A 16,300-nucleotide genomic window follows, 5' to 3' on the forward strand; every position below is an offset into this window, starting at 1 on the left:
CGAATGAACCTCTGACAGAGTGACGCAATCGGCCTTCCTAGAATCACTGGACAACCCTGTCCGGAGAGATCGACATGAAAGTCTGCCTTGCTCCTGTCATTGCCCTGCTTGCTGCTGCCCTGATGCCGGCCGCTGCAGGAGCTTCCCCCCAGACCGCCAACGCCCAACCTTTGGCGTTGAGTTGCGGCGCCACCGAATTCGTCGGCATGACCAGCAACTCGTCAACGCTGGCCAAGCGCCAATGCAACGGTGGCTATGTCTATGGGATCGGTGTTTCAGTCAACGAAGCCGTGGAGAATCTCAACGGCTTCATGGCAGTGCTGCAGGCCGGCGTGAGCTGCAGTGCGAATGCCAGCAGCATCGTCAGTGGTGCTTACGGCAAAGGTGTTTTCGCCCAGTTCGTCTGCAACGGCTGGCCGATAGCCGGTGTAGGCAACTCACCCACCACTGCGGCGCGCAACTCGCTGGCCATCGCTACGGAAATGGCGGCCACGGGTACCCATTGCGCCGCGCCACTGAATGGTTCGTACTATCCAGAAGCCTGGGGATTCCGTTTCCGCTACGACTGCGGCAACACACAGACCCTGAAGAGCTGGTCCATCGCTGGGCTCGGCGCCAGCGTCGATGACGCCAACGTCATCGCCATGCGCCTGATGCGCTATACGACAGCTGCGGGCCAGAGCTGCGACTTCGAGAGGGCTGAAATCAATGGCGTCATTCTGAAGGCCACGCTGGTCTGCAATGGCTCATACATCCAGGGCTACGGCAGTTCGGTCACCGCCGCGGCCAACGATGCACTGGCCCAGATCGGTGCCTGATCTGTTGTGAGGCCATCGAGGGCGACCCGCTTCGTGCGGGTCGCCTTCAGCACTTGTCCTTGCGGCCCATCAGCTTGCCCAGGCGCGAGGCTTCCTCGCACTTCGGCGCGGCCACCGGTGCCGGTGCGGCCGCCGCGGCGCGTGCGCGCTGCAGCTGCTGGATCTTCGCGCGGATCTGCGGCATGGCTGCCATCGCGGCCTTTTCGCCTTCCAGGATCGCGGTGCCACGCTGGCTGAAATCGGCGGCACCGATGTCCAGTACCTTCGGGCGGATGACGATGTCGGCGCGCGCCAGTTCCTGCTCGCCCAGCCGCTGGCCCATGATCGAGATGGACTGGTTGACGATGCCCAGCATGTCCGTCGGCGCCTTGCCGCTGGCTTTGCTGGAGATGTCCACGGCAATCACGAAGTCGGCGCCTAGCTGGCGCGCGGCGTCCACCGGCACCGGACTGACCACGCCGCCATCGATGTAGTTGCGGCCACCGATCTTCACCGGTTCGAACACACCGGGGATGCTGCTCGACGCGCGTACCGCCTGGCCGACGTTGCCGCGCACGAAGATCGCGCGCTCACCGGTTTCCAGCTGGGTGGCGACGGCGGCGAACGGCTTCTTCAGGCGCTCGGCCGAACGGTTGGCCACCTGTTCGTTGACGTAGTCCTGCAGCTTCTGGCCCTGCACCAGACCACCGGAGAACAGGCGCACGTCGCGGATGCTGGCTTCGTCCAGCGCCACCGCCTTGCTCTGCATCTGGAACGCGTCCATGCCGCTGGCGTACAGTGCGCCAACCACGCTGCCGGCGCTGGTGCCGGACACCACGGCCGGTTCGAAGCCGTTGGCCTCCAGCATCTTGATCACGCCGATGTGCGCGAAGCCCTTGGCTGCGCCACCGCCGAGGGCGATACCGATCTTCACCGGCTTGGCCTGCGGCACCACGGTTGGTGCCGGCGGCGGTGTGGGGCGGACCGGATCGCCACCGCAGCCGGCCAGCAGGCCGACCAGGGCGACGGACAGCAGCATGCGGGGGCGGAACAGGCTCATCGGCAGTGCGCTCGCGGCGCCGGAATCAGGAAAGGGCGCCAGCATACCGAAGCCGTGGCGGGCCGGGCAGGGTGGGAAACATCGCCCATTCATAAAGGTAGTGCCGGCCGCTGGCCGGCAACCATTGGGAAACTGGCAACGGTCCATGAGGCTGCCGGCCAGCGGCCGGCACGACCGGGATGCTCGCCAAGGTTCATGGGGCTGCCGGCCAGCGGCCGGCACTACCGGGATGCTCGCCAAGGTTCATGAGGCTGCCGGCCAGCGGCCGGCACTACTGGAGGCGGTCAGAACCGGTTGTCGCCGTCCAGCATCCGGCCCAGGCCGCCCAGCACCGAGCCTTCGCCGCGGTTCTGGCCACCGCCCTGGGGCGCGGCCATCCACATGCGGCCGGCCAGGCGCGAGAACGGCAGTGACTGCAGCCAGACCTTGCCCGGGCCAGTCAGCGTGGCCAGGAACACGCCTTCGCCACCGAACAGCATGCTCTTGATGCCGGCGACCCGGCGCACATCCATGTCCACGGTGGGGTGGTAGGCCACCACGCAGCCGGTATCCACATCCAGCCGCTCACCGGCCGCCAGCTCGCGCTCCACCACGCAGCCACCGGCGTGGATGAACACCCAGCCGTCGCCTTCCAGCTTCTGCATGATGAAACCTTCGCCTCCGAACAGGCCGGTCATGATCTTGCGCTGGAACTGCACGCCGATCTGCACGCCGCGTGCGCCGGCCAGGAAGCTGTCCTTCTGGCAGATCAGGCGGCCGCCATGCTGGTCCAGCTTCATTGCCAGCACGGTGCCGGGGTAGGGCGCGGCGAAGGCGACCTTGCCCTTGCCGTGGCCGCTCTGGGTGTAGACGGTGGCGAACAGGCTCTCGCCGGTCAGCACGCGCTTGCCGGCGGCCATCACCTTGCCCATCAAGCCGCCGCCCTGGTCGCCGGTGGCGGCACCGAATACGGTGTCCATCTGCACCGTTGCGTCCTTGAACATCAGTGCGCCGGCCTCGGCAATGGCGCTCTCGCCGGGATCAAGCTCGATCTCCACGAACTGCATTTCATGGCCGACGATGCGGAACTCGATGTCGTCGGCGCGGCCGCTGGCCGTGGCGGGGACCGGCGGTGGGGTGTTCGGCATGCCCGGGGCCGCGGACTGCAGTTCGGGCACCTCGGCAATCGAGGTCCACCCGCTCATGCCCTGGCACCAGGCCAGGGCGCGCGGGTTGGCCTGCGCATAACGGCGCGCGGCCTCGTCATCAAGCGGGCCGATACGCTCGGCCTGGGCGAAGGCATGGAAGTACCACTGGGTCATCGCGGCGGCTCTGCAGGGCTGGAAAACCCCGAGTCTAGCGAGGGCGCGGGGGCCGGGGCGACGCGGCCATGAACGGCCGGCATTTGCGGGGCAGGTGCTGTATTGCAACAATTATCTGGTAGCGCCGTTTTACCACCCCTCCAAACACAGCCTACCGCCATGTCTCCGACCCGCACTTCCCGTGGCCGCCTTCCGGTCGCGCGCCCCCTCGTTGCCGCTCTTTCCGCCCTGTTGCCGCTGGTAGCAGCCGCCCAGGAAACTCCCGCCGCCAAGGATCCGGTTGCCCTCGACGCCCTGCAGGTGACCGCGCAGCGCCGTGTCGAGAACGCCAAGGACGTGCCGGTTGCGATCAGCGCGATCCAGGGCGAGAAGCTCGATGTGCTGGGTTCGGCGGGCGACGACATCCGCTTCCTGGCCGCGCGCGTGCCCAGCCTCAACATCGAGTCGTCCTACGGCCGTGCCTTCCCGCGCTTCTACATCCGTGGCCTTGGCAACACCGATTTCGACCTCAATGCGTCGCAGCCGGTGTCGCTGGTGTACGACGACGTGGTGCAGGAAAGCCCGCTGCTGAAGGGCTTCCCGCTGTTCGACCTGGCCAATGTGGAAGTGCTGCGCGGCCCGCAGGGCACGCTGTTCGGCCGCAACACTCCGGCCGGCGTGGTCAAGTTCGATTCGGCGCGCCCGTCGCAGGATGCCGACGGCTACGTGCGCGTGGGCTATGGCAGCTACAACAGCTGGAACGTTCAGGGCGCCTACGGCGGCCCATTGACCGATCGCTGGTCGGCGCGCGTGTCGGCCATCTACCAGCGCCGTGACGACTGGGTCGACAACACCCGTGCCGGCGCGCCCAACAGCGGTTTCGAAGGCTATGACGAAGCCGCCGGCCGCGTGCAGTTCCTGTACGAAGGCGACGACTTCGAAGCGCTGTTCAACCTGCACAAGCGCAAGCTCAACGGCACCGCTCGCCTGTTCCGCGCCAACATCATCGAAAAGGGTGGCAATTCGCTGGTCGAGAACTTCGACCGCGACAAGGTCGCCAACGACGGCGTCAACTTCTCCGACCTGAAGACCTGGGGCGGCAGCGCACGCCTGCAGTGGAACCTCGGTTCGGTGACCCTGCATTCGATCACCGGTTATGAAACCGCCGAATCGCTCAATCGTGGTGACATCGACGGTGGCTACGGCGACGCATCGCTGGGCGCTGGCAACTATGGGCCGGGCTTCATCCCGTTCTCATCGGAGTCGGCCGACGGCCTGCCGCACCATCGCCAGTGGACCCAGGAGTTCCGCGTCGAATCCAACGAATGGGGCCGCTTCGACTGGCAGGCCGGCGTCTTCTATTTCGACGAAGACGTGACCATCAACAACTTCAACTACAACTCGCTGAAGCCGGGCAACCCGCAGACCGGCCACGTGGTGCAGAACCAGCGCAACAAGGCCTGGGCGGTGTTTGCCTCGGGTGACTTCGATGTCACCGACCGTTTCAAGCTGCGTGCCGGCGTGCGCTACACCCAGGACAAGAAGGACTTCAACGCCAGCGTGCTGCAGGCCGTCCTTCCGTTCGGCACCCCGGTCAGTGGCCCGTACCTGGCCAACACCGACGTCAACGACGTCAGCTGGGATGTCAGCGGCGTGTACAAGCTGACCGACAACGTGAATGCCTACGCCCGCGTGGCCAAGGGCTTCCGCGCGCCGTCGATCCAGGGCCGCCTGGCCTTCGCGCCGGGCCTGTCGCAGGCCGATTCGGAGAAGGTGATCTCGTATGAGGCCGGCATCAAGGCCGACCTGTTCGAGCGCCGCGCGCGCCTGGGCCTGAGCGTCTTCCGCTACAACGTTGACGGCCAGCAGTTGATCGCCGTGGGCGGCACCAACAACACCGCCACCCTGCTCAACGCCGACAAGACCATCGGCCAGGGCGTGGAGCTGGACCTGGAAGCCTATCTGGCCGACAACGTGCTGCTGACCTTCGGCAGCAGCTACAACGACACCGAGATCAAGGACAAGGATCTGGCGGTAGCGATCTGCGGCGGTGGCTGCACCATCAACGACCCGACCACCGTCATCAACGGTGGCACCTACGCACTGGTCAACGGCAACCCGCTGCCGCAGGCGCCGAAGTGGATCCACAACGCGACCCTGCGCGTCGGCTTCCCGCTCAGCGATGGCAGCGAGCTGTATGCCTACACCGATTGGGCCTACCGCAGCGCGGTGAACTTCTTCATCTACGAGTCGCCGGAATTCCGCGGCCGTAGTTCGCTGGAAGGCGGCCTGCGCCTGGGCTACAACTGGGATTACGGTCAGTACGATGTGGCGGTGTTCGGCCGCAACCTGACCAACCAGACCCGCGTGGTCGGCGCGATCGACTTCAACAACCTGACCGGCTTCCTCAACGAGCCGCGTACCTGGGGCGTGGAGTTCACCGCGAAGTTCTGATGCGGTTGATGGCGTGATGCAATGAAGAAGGGCCGGCGCAATGCCGGCCCTTCTGTTTCACACCCACCGGTAGTGCCGGCCGCTGGCCGGCAACAATTGAACCGCCAGGCGCTTACAGCGCGCTCTGCGGGCGCACCTTCAGCACCGCATTCTCGGTGGTGCAATCGCGGCTGGAATGCAGGCCGGCCTTGCGCGCGGCAGCGATCTCCTTGCGTGCGGCCAGCAGGTCCTTGTTGAACGCGGCGTTGTCGTGCAGGCGGGCCACGGCGGCGGCGCCCATGAAGCGGCCTTCGAGGATGTCGCTCTGCCAGTGCACGTTGCACACCAGGCGGCTCTCGCCGTAGTTGCGGCCGCGTGCCTGGATGGCATCGGCGCGATCCGGTGCGATCTCCGACAGGATCAGGGCCCAGGCCCAGCCGATCGAGGTGTGGCCGGACGGGTACGAGCCGTTCTTGCGCAGGCCTTCTTCGTCCTTCGGCGCGCAGGTCGGCTCACCATTCACCATGAACGGGCGGGGGCGCTGGTAGTGGTTCTTGGCGGCCTTGGTGGCGGCGCTGGCGTCGATCCGGCTGCGCTCCAACAGGCGGTACAGCGCCGGGGTCTTCACCGCATCGACGTCGATGTCGGCGGCACAGGAGAAGTGGTTGGCGCCTTCCGGGAAGCCGAGTTCCGCATCGACACCGGCCTGGGCGAAGCGCGGGCTGCCACGCAGCGCGCGGGCTTCACGGCTGACCTGTTCGTCGAGGGCGAGGGCGGCCGAACCGGCCACCGGCGGCGCCGGCACCAGGTCGAGGCTGCCCGGTACCGCGCTCTTGTCCAGATAGCCCACCGCCTTGGTGGTGATGTTGGCTTCGACGGCAGTCGGCTTGGCGGCGGTGGCGGCACAACCAGCCAGGGCCGCAACGACGGCGAGGCCGAGCAGCGGGCGGGCAGGGTGGGAAATCAGCGACATGGATGGGCTCCGGAGAAAAAACATCGCGCCATGATCGCAGCCCGTATACGACACCGCAGTGGCCATCGGTCATACGGCCAGACCCGGCATGGTCATCACACGAGATGAAAAACGTCATCGAGTGACGTCAGTCTCCTGAATCCGGGCGCAGCGCACGGACTTTCACGCGGCCGCGCCGCGAGCATCGGCACAACGGCAAGCATCAGGGGCCGTCCAGTTCCAGCCGGGTCGGGGGGATCCGTTGACAGAGGGAGAGAAGCGATGCGCAGCACCGCAACAGGAAGTACCGTCCTGGCCCTGCTCCTCGGGCTGGCAGCCGCGCCGGCACAGGCGGCCGACGTGGTCGGCGTGGCCTTCGTGCATGGCACCGGCGCACAGACCAACGCCACCCAGGACTACTGGCAGCCGGCGATCATCGACACCGTGCGCCAGGGCCTGCCGAACAGCAGCAACTACGTCGTCATCAACTGCGACTTCACCCAGTACATGTGGAAGCCGGAAGCCGCCGGCTGCCTGGCCAACCAGCTGACCGGCTTCATCGACAGCCGTGGCATCACCCAGCTGGTGGTGATCACCCACTCAAACGGCGGCAACGTGATGCGCTGGATCCTGTCCAACCCGACCTATGACAGCCGCTATCCGAAGATCATCCGCACGGTGCGCAAGGTCAACGCGCTGGCGCCGTCTTCGGCCGGCACGCCGCTGGCCGATGCGGTGCTCAACGGCAACACCTTCGAAACCTCGCTCGGCTGGTTGCTGGGCTACAAGAACGACGCGGTGCGCCAGCAGCAGGTGGCGAGCATGGCCACCTACAACGCGCAGAACCTGTACGGCACCGCCGGCCGTCCCGCCCTGCCCAAGCCGTTCCGCGCGGTGGTCGGCAGCGACGTGGAGTCGGCGGTGTGGGACAGCAACAGCTACTGCGGTGGCTATGCCGCCAACGTCGGCCTGGAGTTCACCCAGAACTGGCTGTCCTCCTGCTCCGATGGCTTCCTGGAGTGCAGCAGCCAGAAGGCCGCCGGCACCACCTGGTTCACCGACAAGCAGCGCACCAAGGATGCCGAGCCGCTCAGCCACAACCAGAGCCGCCGCGAGTGCTTCGGCCTCGGCACCCTGCTGCGCAACGACCTGACCCAGTGAGGGAGACGACCATGACGATCCATTCCACCTTGCTGGCCAGCGCTGTGCTGGCAGTGCTGTCCCTGTCCACAGCGCACGCCGCGCAGCCGCTGCAGGCCGCCCGTGCGGGCGATCAGGTGCCCGTCGCCCTAGTGGCCGCGCCGCTTCCCGCCGATGAGAGCGAACACGCGCCACTGGCCTTTGCCTGGGCGCTGGACCCGGCACAGCCGCTGCAGGCGGCCACGCCGTATGCCTCGGTCAGTCGCAGCTACTGGCAGCAGGTTGATGGCACGCAGCTGCAACGCGGCCTGGACCTGCCACTGACGGCGCCGGACGCGGTGATCCAGCTGAGCCCGGCCGACGGTGCCCGCGCGCTGCCGGCCAACACGCTGCAGGTGCGCGACCCGGCCGGCCGCAGCAGCGTGGCGCGCAGTGTCGATGCGCGCGCGCTGCAGGATGCCGGCATGCCGGTGAGCGATGGCAGCAGCATGCTGCGTACCGGCGCGACCAGTGCGGTCGGTGCGTACACGCTGCAGAGCGCGCAGGCCCAAGGCCGCTACGTGGTGCAGGTGCTGGAGCCGAACAGCCCGCTGCGCCTGGAGGTGCAGGCCAACCAGGCGCAGGTGCTGGCCGGCGGCAACGTGCAGCTGCAGGCACGCCTGCTGGAAGACGGCGCCACCACCGCGCAGCTGGCATCGCGTCGTGGTGGGCTGGGCGGTGAAGCCCTGCTGGTCGCACCGGATGGCCGCAGCTGGCCGCAGCGGTTGCTGCGCACCACCGATGGTGCGCTGCGCGCGCAGGTAAGGATCCCGGCCGATGTCGGAACCGTGCAGGGGCTGTGGGAATTGCAGGTGTTCGCCCAGGCCGACGGTGTGCTGCGCGATGGCAAGGTGGCCTTTGCGGTGGCACGGGCGACTGCCCGTTTCAGTGGCCAGGCCGCACCGGATCCGGCCAGTCGCCAGGTGGCGCTGCCACTGCAGGTGGCCGCCGCCGGCCGCTATGAGGCGCGAGGCACGCTGTACGCCACGGCCCGCGATGGCCAGCTGAAGCCGGTGGCACAGGCACATGCGGCCGCGTGGTTCGATGGCCCGGGCGCAGGCCAGCTGGTGCTGCCGTTCGACCAGGCGGCGTTGCCGGCCGGATTCGGTGCGCCGTACGAACTGCGCGACCTGCAGCTGCAGGATCAGAGCCGGATGGCACCGATCGAGTCGCGCGCGCTGGCATTGCGGTTCTGAGCAAAGCGGTGGCGGGCCGGAACATCCGGCCCGCTGCCCCGCCTTCTGTAGAGCCGAGCCATGCTCGGCTGCTTCTGCTCGCGGCGAACGGCAGTCGAGCATGGCTCGACTCTACAGACGGTTACGGAGAGCGATGCATCTGTCTATCCCGCGTACGCGGTCAGCCGGCCTTCCTGCTCGACCACCGTAATCGCGCCGCCGAACACTGCCGACAACGGTTCGTTGCGCAGCAATTCGGCGCGGGTACCATCGGCCAGTACGCGGCCATCGCGCAGCAGCACCACCCGCTCGATCTCAGGAATGATCTCTTCGATGTGGTGGGTCACCAGCACCAGGGTGATGCCCTGCTGCGCCAGTACCCGCATGGTGGCCACCAGCTGCTCGCGGGCGACCAGATCCAGGCCGGTGGAGGGTTCGTCCAGCAGCAGTGCCTGCGGCCGGTTGACCAGCGCGCGGGCGATCAGCACGCGGCGGGTCTCGCCGGCGGACAGCTCGGCGTAGGCACGCTCACGCAGCGACAGCGCGCCGGTCATTGCCAGCGTCTCGCCAACGCGCGCGCGCATGTCGGCGGTCACTTCGCGGAAGGCCGGCACCACGTAACTGGCGAAGAAGCCGGACAGCACCGCCTGTTCCACGGTCAGCCCGGGCATGTCGGACAGGTTGCTGCTGAGGTCGCCGGTGACGATGCCCAGCTGTGAGCGCAGCCGATCTACCTGCCAGCGGTTCTGGCCCAGCACCTTCACCGCCACCGTGCCGTCGCCCTGGGCCAGCGGGTACAGCTCGCGGGTGATCAGCTTGATGAAGGTGGACTTGCCGCAGCCATTGGGGCCGAGCAGGGCGGTGTGCTGGCCCTGTGCGATGCGCAGACTGAGCCCGTGCAGCACCTTCACCTGGCCGCGCACCACCGTGGCGCGGTCCAGTTCGATCAACGGCGGCAGTTCCCCGGCGGACGGGGCAACGGTAACGGCGCAGGCGCGCGGATCAAGGCTCGACAACTCAGCTCCCCAACTGTGAACGGTGCCACGGAAGGCAGTGGAAATCGCCGCCGCAGGGATGCAGTTTGCAACGCAAGCGCCCATGATGTCTGCCATCGCCGCGTCGATCCGGAGAGCCGTCATGCCAGATGCCCTGATGTCACTGTTGACCGGTGGTGTGCTCGGCCTGGGCTGGTGGGCCATGCTGGCGGTGCTGCTGGTCTTCACCCAGATCACCATCTTCTCGGTGACCTTGTACCTGCACCGCAGCCAGGCTCATCGCGGGGTCGATTTCCACCCGGCGCTGGCCCATGTGTTCCGCTTCTGGCTGTGGCTGACCACCTCGATGATCACCCGCGAGTGGGTGGCCATCCACCGCAAGCACCACGCGAAGGTGGAAACCGAGGACGACCCGCACAGCCCGGTCACCCGCGGCATCGGCAAGGTGTTCTGGCACGGCGTGGAGCTGTACCGCGAAGCCCGCGGCCAGCGCGCGGACATCGAGCAGTACGGGCGCGGCACCCCGGATGATGCGATCGAGCGCCGCCTGTATACCCCGCATGCCACGTTGGGGCCGGTGCTGCTGTTCGCGATCAACACGGTGTTGTTTGGCCTGCCGGGCGTGGCCCTGTGGGCGATCCAGATGGCGTGGATTCCGTTCTGGGCGGCCGGCGTGGTCAATGGCCTGGGCCACTGGTGGGGCTACCGCAACTACGAGTCGGCCGATACCTCCACCAACCTCACGCCGTGGGGGTTCTGGATCGGTGGCGAGGAGCTGCACAACAATCACCACGCCTTCCCCAGCTCGGCGCGCTTCGCGATGCGGCGCTGGGAGTTCGATATCGGCTGGAGTGCGATCCGCCTGCTGCAGGCGCTGCGCCTGGCCAAGGTGCTGCGGGTGGTGCCGGCCATGGACGTGCGCCCGAACATCGCGGTGCCCGATGCCGAAACCCTGAAGGCGCTGCTGTCGCACCGCTTCCAGGCGATGACCGATTACCAGCGCAATGTGTTCATGCCGGCTCTGCGCGAGGAAGCCGTGCAGGCTGGGGCCAAGCTGCGCCGCCTGCTGCCGCGCCGGCTGCGCCGTGGCCTGGTCAACGATGGCCGCTGGCTGAAGCCGGACAGTCGTGCCCAGCTCAGCGAATGGGTGGCGCAGCGCCCGCGCATCCGCACACTGGTCGAGTACCGCGGGCGCCTGGCCGCATTGCTGGAAGCCCGCGGCCACGATGCGGCCGAGCGGCTGCACCAGCTGCAGGCGTGGTGCCGCGAGGCCGAGGAAAGCGGTATCGCCGCGCTGCAGGCGTATGCCGCGCGATTGAAGGGCTACAGCCTGGTGGGCGCGTGAGGGCAGGGTACGGGGTTCTGCTTGCGGTGCTGCTGCCGGGCGTGGCGCTGGCCCAGGTCACCGACACAACCAGCTACCTGCAGCGGATGGACAGCGATGGCGACGGCCGGGTCAGCGAGTCCGAGTACGTGCAGTGGATGCTGTATGCCTTCGACCGCATGGACCGCAATGGCGATGGCGTGCTTGGCGCCGATGAGCTGCCGGGCGGCAAGGGCAGGGTGATCACCCGTGAGCAGCAGCGGCAGGTGATCGTGCAGCGCTTCCACAAGCAGGATGCCAACGGTGATGGCTTCCTGGATGCGCGCGAGCTGTCGGCACCGCCGCGCTGAAGCGCGGGCGGCCGCGCTTCAGCCAAGGCTAAAGTTCCTGCCCGCGCGGCCGATGCTGTGCACGACCCGATCCCGGCGCGCCGGTCGATCAGCAGAGACAGTGCGGGCTTGGCATGTCGACCGTGAGGGAGCGCGGTCGTGGGGACATGGAGGTTGAGGCAGTGCCGTTGCGATGATCGATGCCTGTTGGGGTCGCCCGTGCTGGCCTGACCGATATCCAAGGATCCCCCGTGAAAGCAAACCCTGTCCTTCTCACCGCCACCCTGCTTGGTGGCCTCGCGTTCGGTGCACCGGTACTGGCCGACGAACCGCCCGCCGCATCCGAGCCGCAGCAGGATGCGGACGCCGCCGCAGTGGCACCGGCGCCCGCCTGGGAACATCGGGTTCCGACCAGCACCAAGCTGGAGACCAATGCCGACGGCCAGCCGATCGGTGACCGCGCGCTGCGCCTGGTGCAACGCTCCACCACGGGCAAGGTCGTGGCGGCACAGGCGGCCGTATCGCTGTTTGCCGGCGTCATCGGTGGCCGCGGCTTCAGCAAGGATCAGTTGAAGGGTACCCGCGTGGATACCGTGCCGAACCCGGCGTTCAGTTCGATGGAACAGCAGGCACGCGCGGCCCTGGCGACGTACTTCAGCGCCCATCCCGGCGCCATCCCCGAGCAGTCGCGGCCGGTGCAGGTCACCGTGGGTGACTTCACCCTGATCTACAAGGAACTGGGCAATGCCGAGACCGAGTACGAACTGCGCCAGAACGTGGATCTGGGCTTCCCGTACCGGCGCAAGCTGCCGACCATGCGCCTGACCGGTGGCGAAGGTGCACATTGCCGCATTGCCGAGCCGGTGTCGGCGTCGCTGGAAGCGTGGCAGGCCGATGACTACGCCCTGGTCAGGCAGACCGCTGAGCGCTACGCCGAGGCCTGCGTGGCCAGCTTCGTGCAGACGCTCCCCACGCTGTTTCCCGACACTGCTCCGGTAGCCATCCAGGCACCGGTTGAAGGCCAGGAGGTCTGATACCCCCGTCACCGCGGCCAGGTCGGCTGCGGTGACGTCTGCGTCTGCGGCGGAGCGCTAGAATCACCGCATGCCCGAGCTGCCCGAAGTCGAAACCACCCGCCGCGGCCTGGCGCCGCATCTGCAGGGCCGCCGCGTGCACGGGGTGATCCTGCGCCGCGCCGACCTGCGCTGGCCCATCCCGCCGGAGGTGGCCGGGCAGTTGCCGGGCCAGCGCATCGACGCGGTGCGTCGCCGTGCCAAGTACCTGTTGCTGGATACCGCCGCAGGCAGTGCCGTGCTGCACCTGGGCATGTCCGGCAGCTTGCGCGTGCTGCCGGGTGACACGCCGTTGCGCGCGCACGACCATGTGGACATCAGCCTGGACAACGGCCGCCTGCTGCGCTTCAACGACCCGCGCCGCTTTGGCAGCCTGCTCTGGCAGCCGGCCGGCGAGGTGCACCCTCTGCTGCAGGGGCTGGGACCGGAACCGCTGGACGACGCCTTCGACGGCAACTACCTGTTCGCCCGCAGCCGTGGCCGCAGCGCGCCGGTGAAGACCTTCCTGATGGACCAGGCGGTGGTGGTGGGCGTGGGCAACATCTACGCCGCCGAGAGCCTGTTCAAGGCCGGCATCAGTCCGCTGCGCGAGGCAGGAAAGATCTCGCGCGAACGCTACCAGCGGCTGGCCGACGCGGTGAAGGAAATCCTCGGCTACGCCATCACCCGTGGCGGCACCACCCTGCGCGATTTCATCAGCCCTGACGGCGCACCGGGCTACTTCGAACAGGAACTGCTGGTGTACGGCCGCGACGGGCTGCCCTGCCCGAACTGTGGCCGCGCGCTGAAGCACGCCACCATCGGCCAGCGCGCCAGCGTCTGGTGCAGCCACTGCCAGCGCTGAGGCGGGCGGCCAGCGGCAGCTGAACGGGCAGGGCACGTCTCCGCTGCCCGTTAACGTTTGTCTGCCTATGATGGCCGACCTTCCCTCTGTGCCTGACGCGCCTGCATGCAACGACGCGACTTCATCCGCAATGCCTCCCTCGCCCTGGCTGCATTCGGCCTGCCGTCCCTGCCCGCGTGCGCGGCCAGCAAGAGCGGCCAGATGGGCCTGCGCCGCCTCGGCCAGCCGCAGCCGTTCGACTTCGCCACCCTGAAGGGCCAGGCGCGCGCGCTGGCACAGGCACCCTACAAGAGCCACAAGCGGGTGCTGCCTGGGCGTCTGGAAGGCCTGGACTGGGACCAGTACCAGTCGATCGGCTACCGCCAGGACCATGCACTGTGGGCTGACCAGCCGGGCAAATTCCAGGCCAAGTTCTTCCACCTGGGCCTGTACTTCCACTCGCCGGTGCGCATGTTCGACGTGGTCGACGGCAAGGCGCAGGAGCTGGCCTATGACGGCGCGGCGTTCAACTACGGCAAGAGCGGCATCAAGGACGGCGAGCTGCCGGCCGATCTGGGCTTCGCCGGCTTCCGCCTGAACACCCGCAAGGACACCGACCGCGACTTCGCCGCCTTCCTCGGCGCCAGCTACTTCCGCGCGGTCGGCAAGGAAGGCCAGTACGGCCAGTCCGCGCGCGGCCTGGCGATCGACACCGGCATGGGCAAGCCGGAGGAATTCCCGGACTTCATCGCCTACTACCTGGAGCAGCCATCGGCCGATTCGGAGACGATCGTGGTCTACGGCCTGCTGGATTCGCCCAGCGTGGCCGGTGCCTACCGCTTCGCCATCACCAATGGTGATGTGCTGCTGATGGACATCGACAGCGCGCTGTACCCGCGCAAGGCGATCGAGCGGCTGGGCATCGCCCCGTGCACCAGCATGTACCAGGTGGGCGAGAACGACCGCCGCATGGCATGGGACTGGCGCCCGGAGATCCACGACACCGATGGCCTGTCGCTGTGGACCGGTGCCGGCGAATGGATCTGGCGACCGCTGCTGAATCCGCGCAACCTGCGCTTCAACATGTTCGTCGACCGCAACCCGCGTGGTTTCGGCCTGCTGCAGCGCGACCGCAACTTCGACCACTACCAGGACGACGGCGTGTTCTACGAGAAGCGCCCCTGCCTGTGGGTGGAGCCGAAGGGCGAATGGGGCGAGGGCTCGGTGCAGCTGGTGGAGATTCCCACCGTGGACGAGACCTTCGACAACATCGTGGCGTTCTGGAACCCGAAGGAAAAGCCGCAGCCGGGCCAGGAGCTGCTGGTCGGCTACCGCCTGTACTGGGGCGCCGAACCGCCGGCACGGCCGCCGCTGGCGCACTGCGTGGCCAGCCGCACCGGCCTGGGCGGCGTGGTCGGCAAGAAGCGCGAGTATTTCAGCTGGCGCTTCGCGGTGGACTTCGAAGGCGGCGAACTGGCGAGGCTGATCGACAAGGGCGAGGTCGAGGCCGTGGTGGAAGCCAGCCGCGGCCGGGTCGAGATCGTGTCGGCGCGCCCGCTGCGCGAGATCAACGGCTACCGCGCGATGTTCGACCTGGTGCCGCCGGAGGGCAGCACCGAGCAGATCGACATCCGCCTGTTCCTGCGCAGTGGCGGCAAGACCCTTACCGAGACCTGGCTGTACCAGTACACCCCGCCGCCGGCGGGTGCGCCGGAGCGCACGCTGTACTAAGAGGGGGGGATGGGTTTGCAGGGCTTGCAGCCCTGCACCTGCAGAGGCCAGAGCCGAAGCAACGGCAGAAGCAGGTTTCCTGTAGGGAGGCGGGGTGGGTCCGGTTGAGGGGGACGGCGTAAATACGTCCATGTAGCCTCGGTCGCGCCATCCATGCCGCGGACACTCCCGCCACCGGACCCACCCCGCCTTCGACAGATCTCCGCGATCTGTGGGAATTGCTCTTGGGGTCAGATCCGTTTTCCGAAGGAAAACGGATCTGACCCCGGAATTTCATTCGATATCTGACAGATGTGTCGACCAAGGTCGACACCTACCAACAGCCGTGGGGACCTGTCGAAGGTGGGGCACTGTGGGTTTGCGGGGTGTGAGCGGCATGGATGCCGCGACCAAGCCCCCATGGACGGGTTTACGGCGTCCCCGCAAACCCACAGTGCCCCGCCATCCCACGGATAGCCCGCTTTTGCCGTGGCTCTGGCTCCGGCCTCGGCAGGTGCAGGGCGCAGCCCTGCCGAACACCCTTTACAGCGGCAGGGGCGCCTGCGCCGGATCGATCCGGCCTTCGCCGCGGGTGATCTTCTTGAACTCTGCACGGCTGACCGACACGTAGCGGTCGTTGCCGCCGATCTCCACCTGCGGGCCGTCCTGCACGGCGCGGCCATGCTCGTCCACGCGCACCGTCATCGTCGCCTTCTTTCCGCTGTGGCAGATGGTCTTGATCTCCTGCATCTCGTCGGCCCAGGCCAGCAGGTACTGGCTGCCTTCGAACAGCTCACCGCGGAAGTCGGTGCGCAGGCCGTAGCACAGCACCGGAATCCGCAGCTGATCCACGATTTCGCTGAGCTGCCAGACCTGGGCACGGGTGAGGAACTGCGCCTCGTCCACCAGCACGCAGCCCATCGGTCCGTTCGTCGCCAGATCGTGCTCCACCCAGCGTTGCAGGTCGGTATCGCGGTCGAAGGCCATTCCATCGGCACGCAGGCCGATCCGCGAAGCGACCACGCCGGCGCCGGCACGATCATCCAGGCGCGGGGTCAGGATCGCCACCCGCATGCCGCGCTCGCGGTAGTTGTGGGCGCTCTGCAGCAGGGTCGTGGTCTTGCCGGCGTTCATCGCCGAGTAGTAGAAGTAGAGCTTGGCCATCAGCCA

At 67.5% G+C, this 16,300-nt stretch carries 14 protein-coding genes; 9 read left to right on the forward strand and 5 right to left on the reverse strand.

Annotated elements, in window-relative coordinates; translation table 11 throughout:
* The first annotated feature begins 74 nt into the window (after positions 1 to 74).
* Positions 75 to 818: a hypothetical protein gene (locus tag SMAL_RS00170; protein WP_012509618.1), complete on the forward strand. Its 744-nt coding sequence runs from the start codon at positions 75 to 77 to the stop codon at positions 816 to 818.
* 46 nt (positions 819 to 864) lie between these two features.
* Here SMAL_RS00170 and SMAL_RS00175 read toward each other — a convergent pair whose 3' ends face one another.
* Together SMAL_RS00175 and SMAL_RS00180 are read right to left on the reverse strand one after the other, a co-directional pair.
* On the reverse strand, positions 865 to 1,857 hold the full coding sequence (locus SMAL_RS00175; RefSeq protein WP_012509619.1) for a patatin-like phospholipase family protein: 993 nt from the start codon (positions 1,855 to 1,857) through the stop codon (positions 865 to 867).
* 284 nt (positions 1,858 to 2,141) lie between these two features.
* Complete coding sequence (locus tag SMAL_RS00180) at positions 2,142 to 3,158, reverse strand: TIGR00266 family protein (RefSeq protein WP_012509620.1); 1,017 nt, start codon at positions 3,156 to 3,158, stop codon at positions 2,142 to 2,144.
* Positions 3,159 to 3,317: 159 nt separating this feature from the next.
* On the opposite strand from SMAL_RS00180, the gene SMAL_RS00185 reads away from it, so the two are divergent.
* Complete coding sequence (locus SMAL_RS00185; RefSeq protein WP_012509621.1) at positions 3,318 to 5,591, forward strand: TonB-dependent receptor; 2,274 nt, start codon at positions 3,318 to 3,320, stop codon at positions 5,589 to 5,591.
* 112 nt (positions 5,592 to 5,703) lie between these two features.
* On the opposite strand, the gene SMAL_RS00190 is transcribed toward SMAL_RS00185, so the two are convergent.
* Complete coding sequence (locus SMAL_RS00190; protein ID WP_004133277.1) at positions 5,704 to 6,543, reverse strand: acid phosphatase; 840 nt, start codon at positions 6,541 to 6,543, stop codon at positions 5,704 to 5,706.
* A 261-nt stretch (positions 6,544 to 6,804) separates the two neighbouring features.
* On the opposite strand from SMAL_RS00190, the gene SMAL_RS00195 reads away from it, so the two are divergent.
* Positions 6,805 to 7,683, forward strand: a complete 879-nt coding sequence (locus SMAL_RS00195) for a hypothetical protein (protein WP_012509622.1) — start codon at positions 6,805 to 6,807, stop codon at positions 7,681 to 7,683.
* Positions 7,684 to 7,694: 11 nt separating this feature from the next.
* The gene (locus tag SMAL_RS00200; protein ID WP_012509623.1) at positions 7,695 to 8,897 is read left to right on the forward strand and encodes a DUF4785 domain-containing protein; all 1,203 of its coding nucleotides are present in this window, start codon (positions 7,695 to 7,697) and stop codon (positions 8,895 to 8,897) included.
* Positions 8,898 to 9,040: 143 nt separating this feature from the next.
* Here SMAL_RS00200 and SMAL_RS00205 read toward each other — a convergent pair whose 3' ends face one another.
* Complete coding sequence (locus SMAL_RS00205; RefSeq protein WP_012509624.1) at positions 9,041 to 9,892, reverse strand: ABC transporter ATP-binding protein; 852 nt, start codon at positions 9,890 to 9,892, stop codon at positions 9,041 to 9,043.
* A gap of 121 nt (positions 9,893 to 10,013) precedes the next feature.
* Here SMAL_RS00205 and SMAL_RS00210 point away from each other — a divergent pair, with 121 nt between their 5' ends.
* The 5 genes from SMAL_RS00210 (at position 10,014) to SMAL_RS00230 (ending at position 15,151) form a co-directional block, all read left to right on the forward strand.
* Positions 10,014 to 11,216, forward strand: a complete 1,203-nt coding sequence (locus tag SMAL_RS00210) for a DesA family fatty acid desaturase (RefSeq protein WP_004133312.1) — start codon at positions 10,014 to 10,016, stop codon at positions 11,214 to 11,216.
* Positions 11,213 to 11,545, forward strand: coding sequence for an EF-hand domain-containing protein (locus tag SMAL_RS00215; protein ID WP_012509625.1), 333 nt, complete (start codon positions 11,213 to 11,215; stop codon positions 11,543 to 11,545). The genes SMAL_RS00210 and SMAL_RS00215 overlap by 4 nt, the downstream gene beginning before the upstream one ends.
* Before the next feature lie 230 nt (positions 11,546 to 11,775).
* Entirely contained in the window at positions 11,776 to 12,558 is a 783-nt protein-coding gene (locus SMAL_RS00220) for a hypothetical protein (RefSeq protein ID WP_004133314.1), read from the forward strand.
* Positions 12,559 to 12,628: 70 nt separating this feature from the next.
* Positions 12,629 to 13,441, forward strand: coding sequence for a bifunctional DNA-formamidopyrimidine glycosylase/DNA-(apurinic or apyrimidinic site) lyase (gene mutM / locus SMAL_RS00225; protein ID WP_012509626.1), 813 nt, complete (start codon positions 12,629 to 12,631; stop codon positions 13,439 to 13,441).
* 105 nt (positions 13,442 to 13,546) lie between these two features.
* On the forward strand, positions 13,547 to 15,151 hold the full coding sequence (locus SMAL_RS00230) for an OpgD/OpgG family glucan biosynthesis protein (protein ID WP_012509627.1): 1,605 nt from the start codon (positions 13,547 to 13,549) through the stop codon (positions 15,149 to 15,151).
* A gap of 522 nt (positions 15,152 to 15,673) precedes the next feature.
* On the opposite strand, the gene SMAL_RS00235 is transcribed toward SMAL_RS00230, so the two are convergent.
* Positions 15,674 to 16,294, reverse strand: coding sequence for a thymidine kinase (locus SMAL_RS00235; protein ID WP_012509628.1), 621 nt, complete (start codon positions 16,292 to 16,294; stop codon positions 15,674 to 15,676).
* Positions 16,295 to 16,300: the final 6 nt, after the last annotated feature.

This window comes from Stenotrophomonas maltophilia R551-3 (assembly GCF_000020665.1).
Classification (GTDB): Bacteria; Pseudomonadota; Gammaproteobacteria; order Xanthomonadales; family Xanthomonadaceae; genus Stenotrophomonas; species Stenotrophomonas maltophilia_L.

Coding starts and splice junctions, on each gene's coding strand:
- SMAL_RS00175 (WP_012509619.1), bottom strand. CDS start 1,857: ATGAGCCTGTTCCGCCCCCGCATGCTGCTGTCCGTCGCCCTGGTCGGC.
- SMAL_RS00235 (WP_012509628.1), bottom strand. CDS start 16,294: ATGGCCAAGCTCTACTTCTACTACTCGGCGATGAACGCCGGCAAGACC.
- SMAL_RS00170 (WP_012509618.1), top strand. CDS start 75: ATGAAAGTCTGCCTTGCTCCTGTCATTGCCCTGCTTGCTGCTGCCCTG.
- SMAL_RS00185 (WP_012509621.1), top strand. CDS start 3,318: ATGTCTCCGACCCGCACTTCCCGTGGCCGCCTTCCGGTCGCGCGCCCC.
- mutM (WP_012509626.1), top strand. CDS start 12,629: ATGCCCGAGCTGCCCGAAGTCGAAACCACCCGCCGCGGCCTGGCGCCG.
- SMAL_RS00230 (WP_012509627.1), top strand. CDS start 13,547: ATGCAACGACGCGACTTCATCCGCAATGCCTCCCTCGCCCTGGCTGCA.
- SMAL_RS00210 (WP_004133312.1), top strand. CDS start 10,014: ATGCCAGATGCCCTGATGTCACTGTTGACCGGTGGTGTGCTCGGCCTG.
- SMAL_RS00195 (WP_012509622.1), top strand. CDS start 6,805: ATGCGCAGCACCGCAACAGGAAGTACCGTCCTGGCCCTGCTCCTCGGG.
- SMAL_RS00180 (WP_012509620.1), bottom strand. CDS start 3,158: ATGACCCAGTGGTACTTCCATGCCTTCGCCCAGGCCGAGCGTATCGGC.
- SMAL_RS00200 (WP_012509623.1), top strand. CDS start 7,695: ATGACGATCCATTCCACCTTGCTGGCCAGCGCTGTGCTGGCAGTGCTG.
- SMAL_RS00190 (WP_004133277.1), bottom strand. CDS start 6,543: ATGTCGCTGATTTCCCACCCTGCCCGCCCGCTGCTCGGCCTCGCCGTC.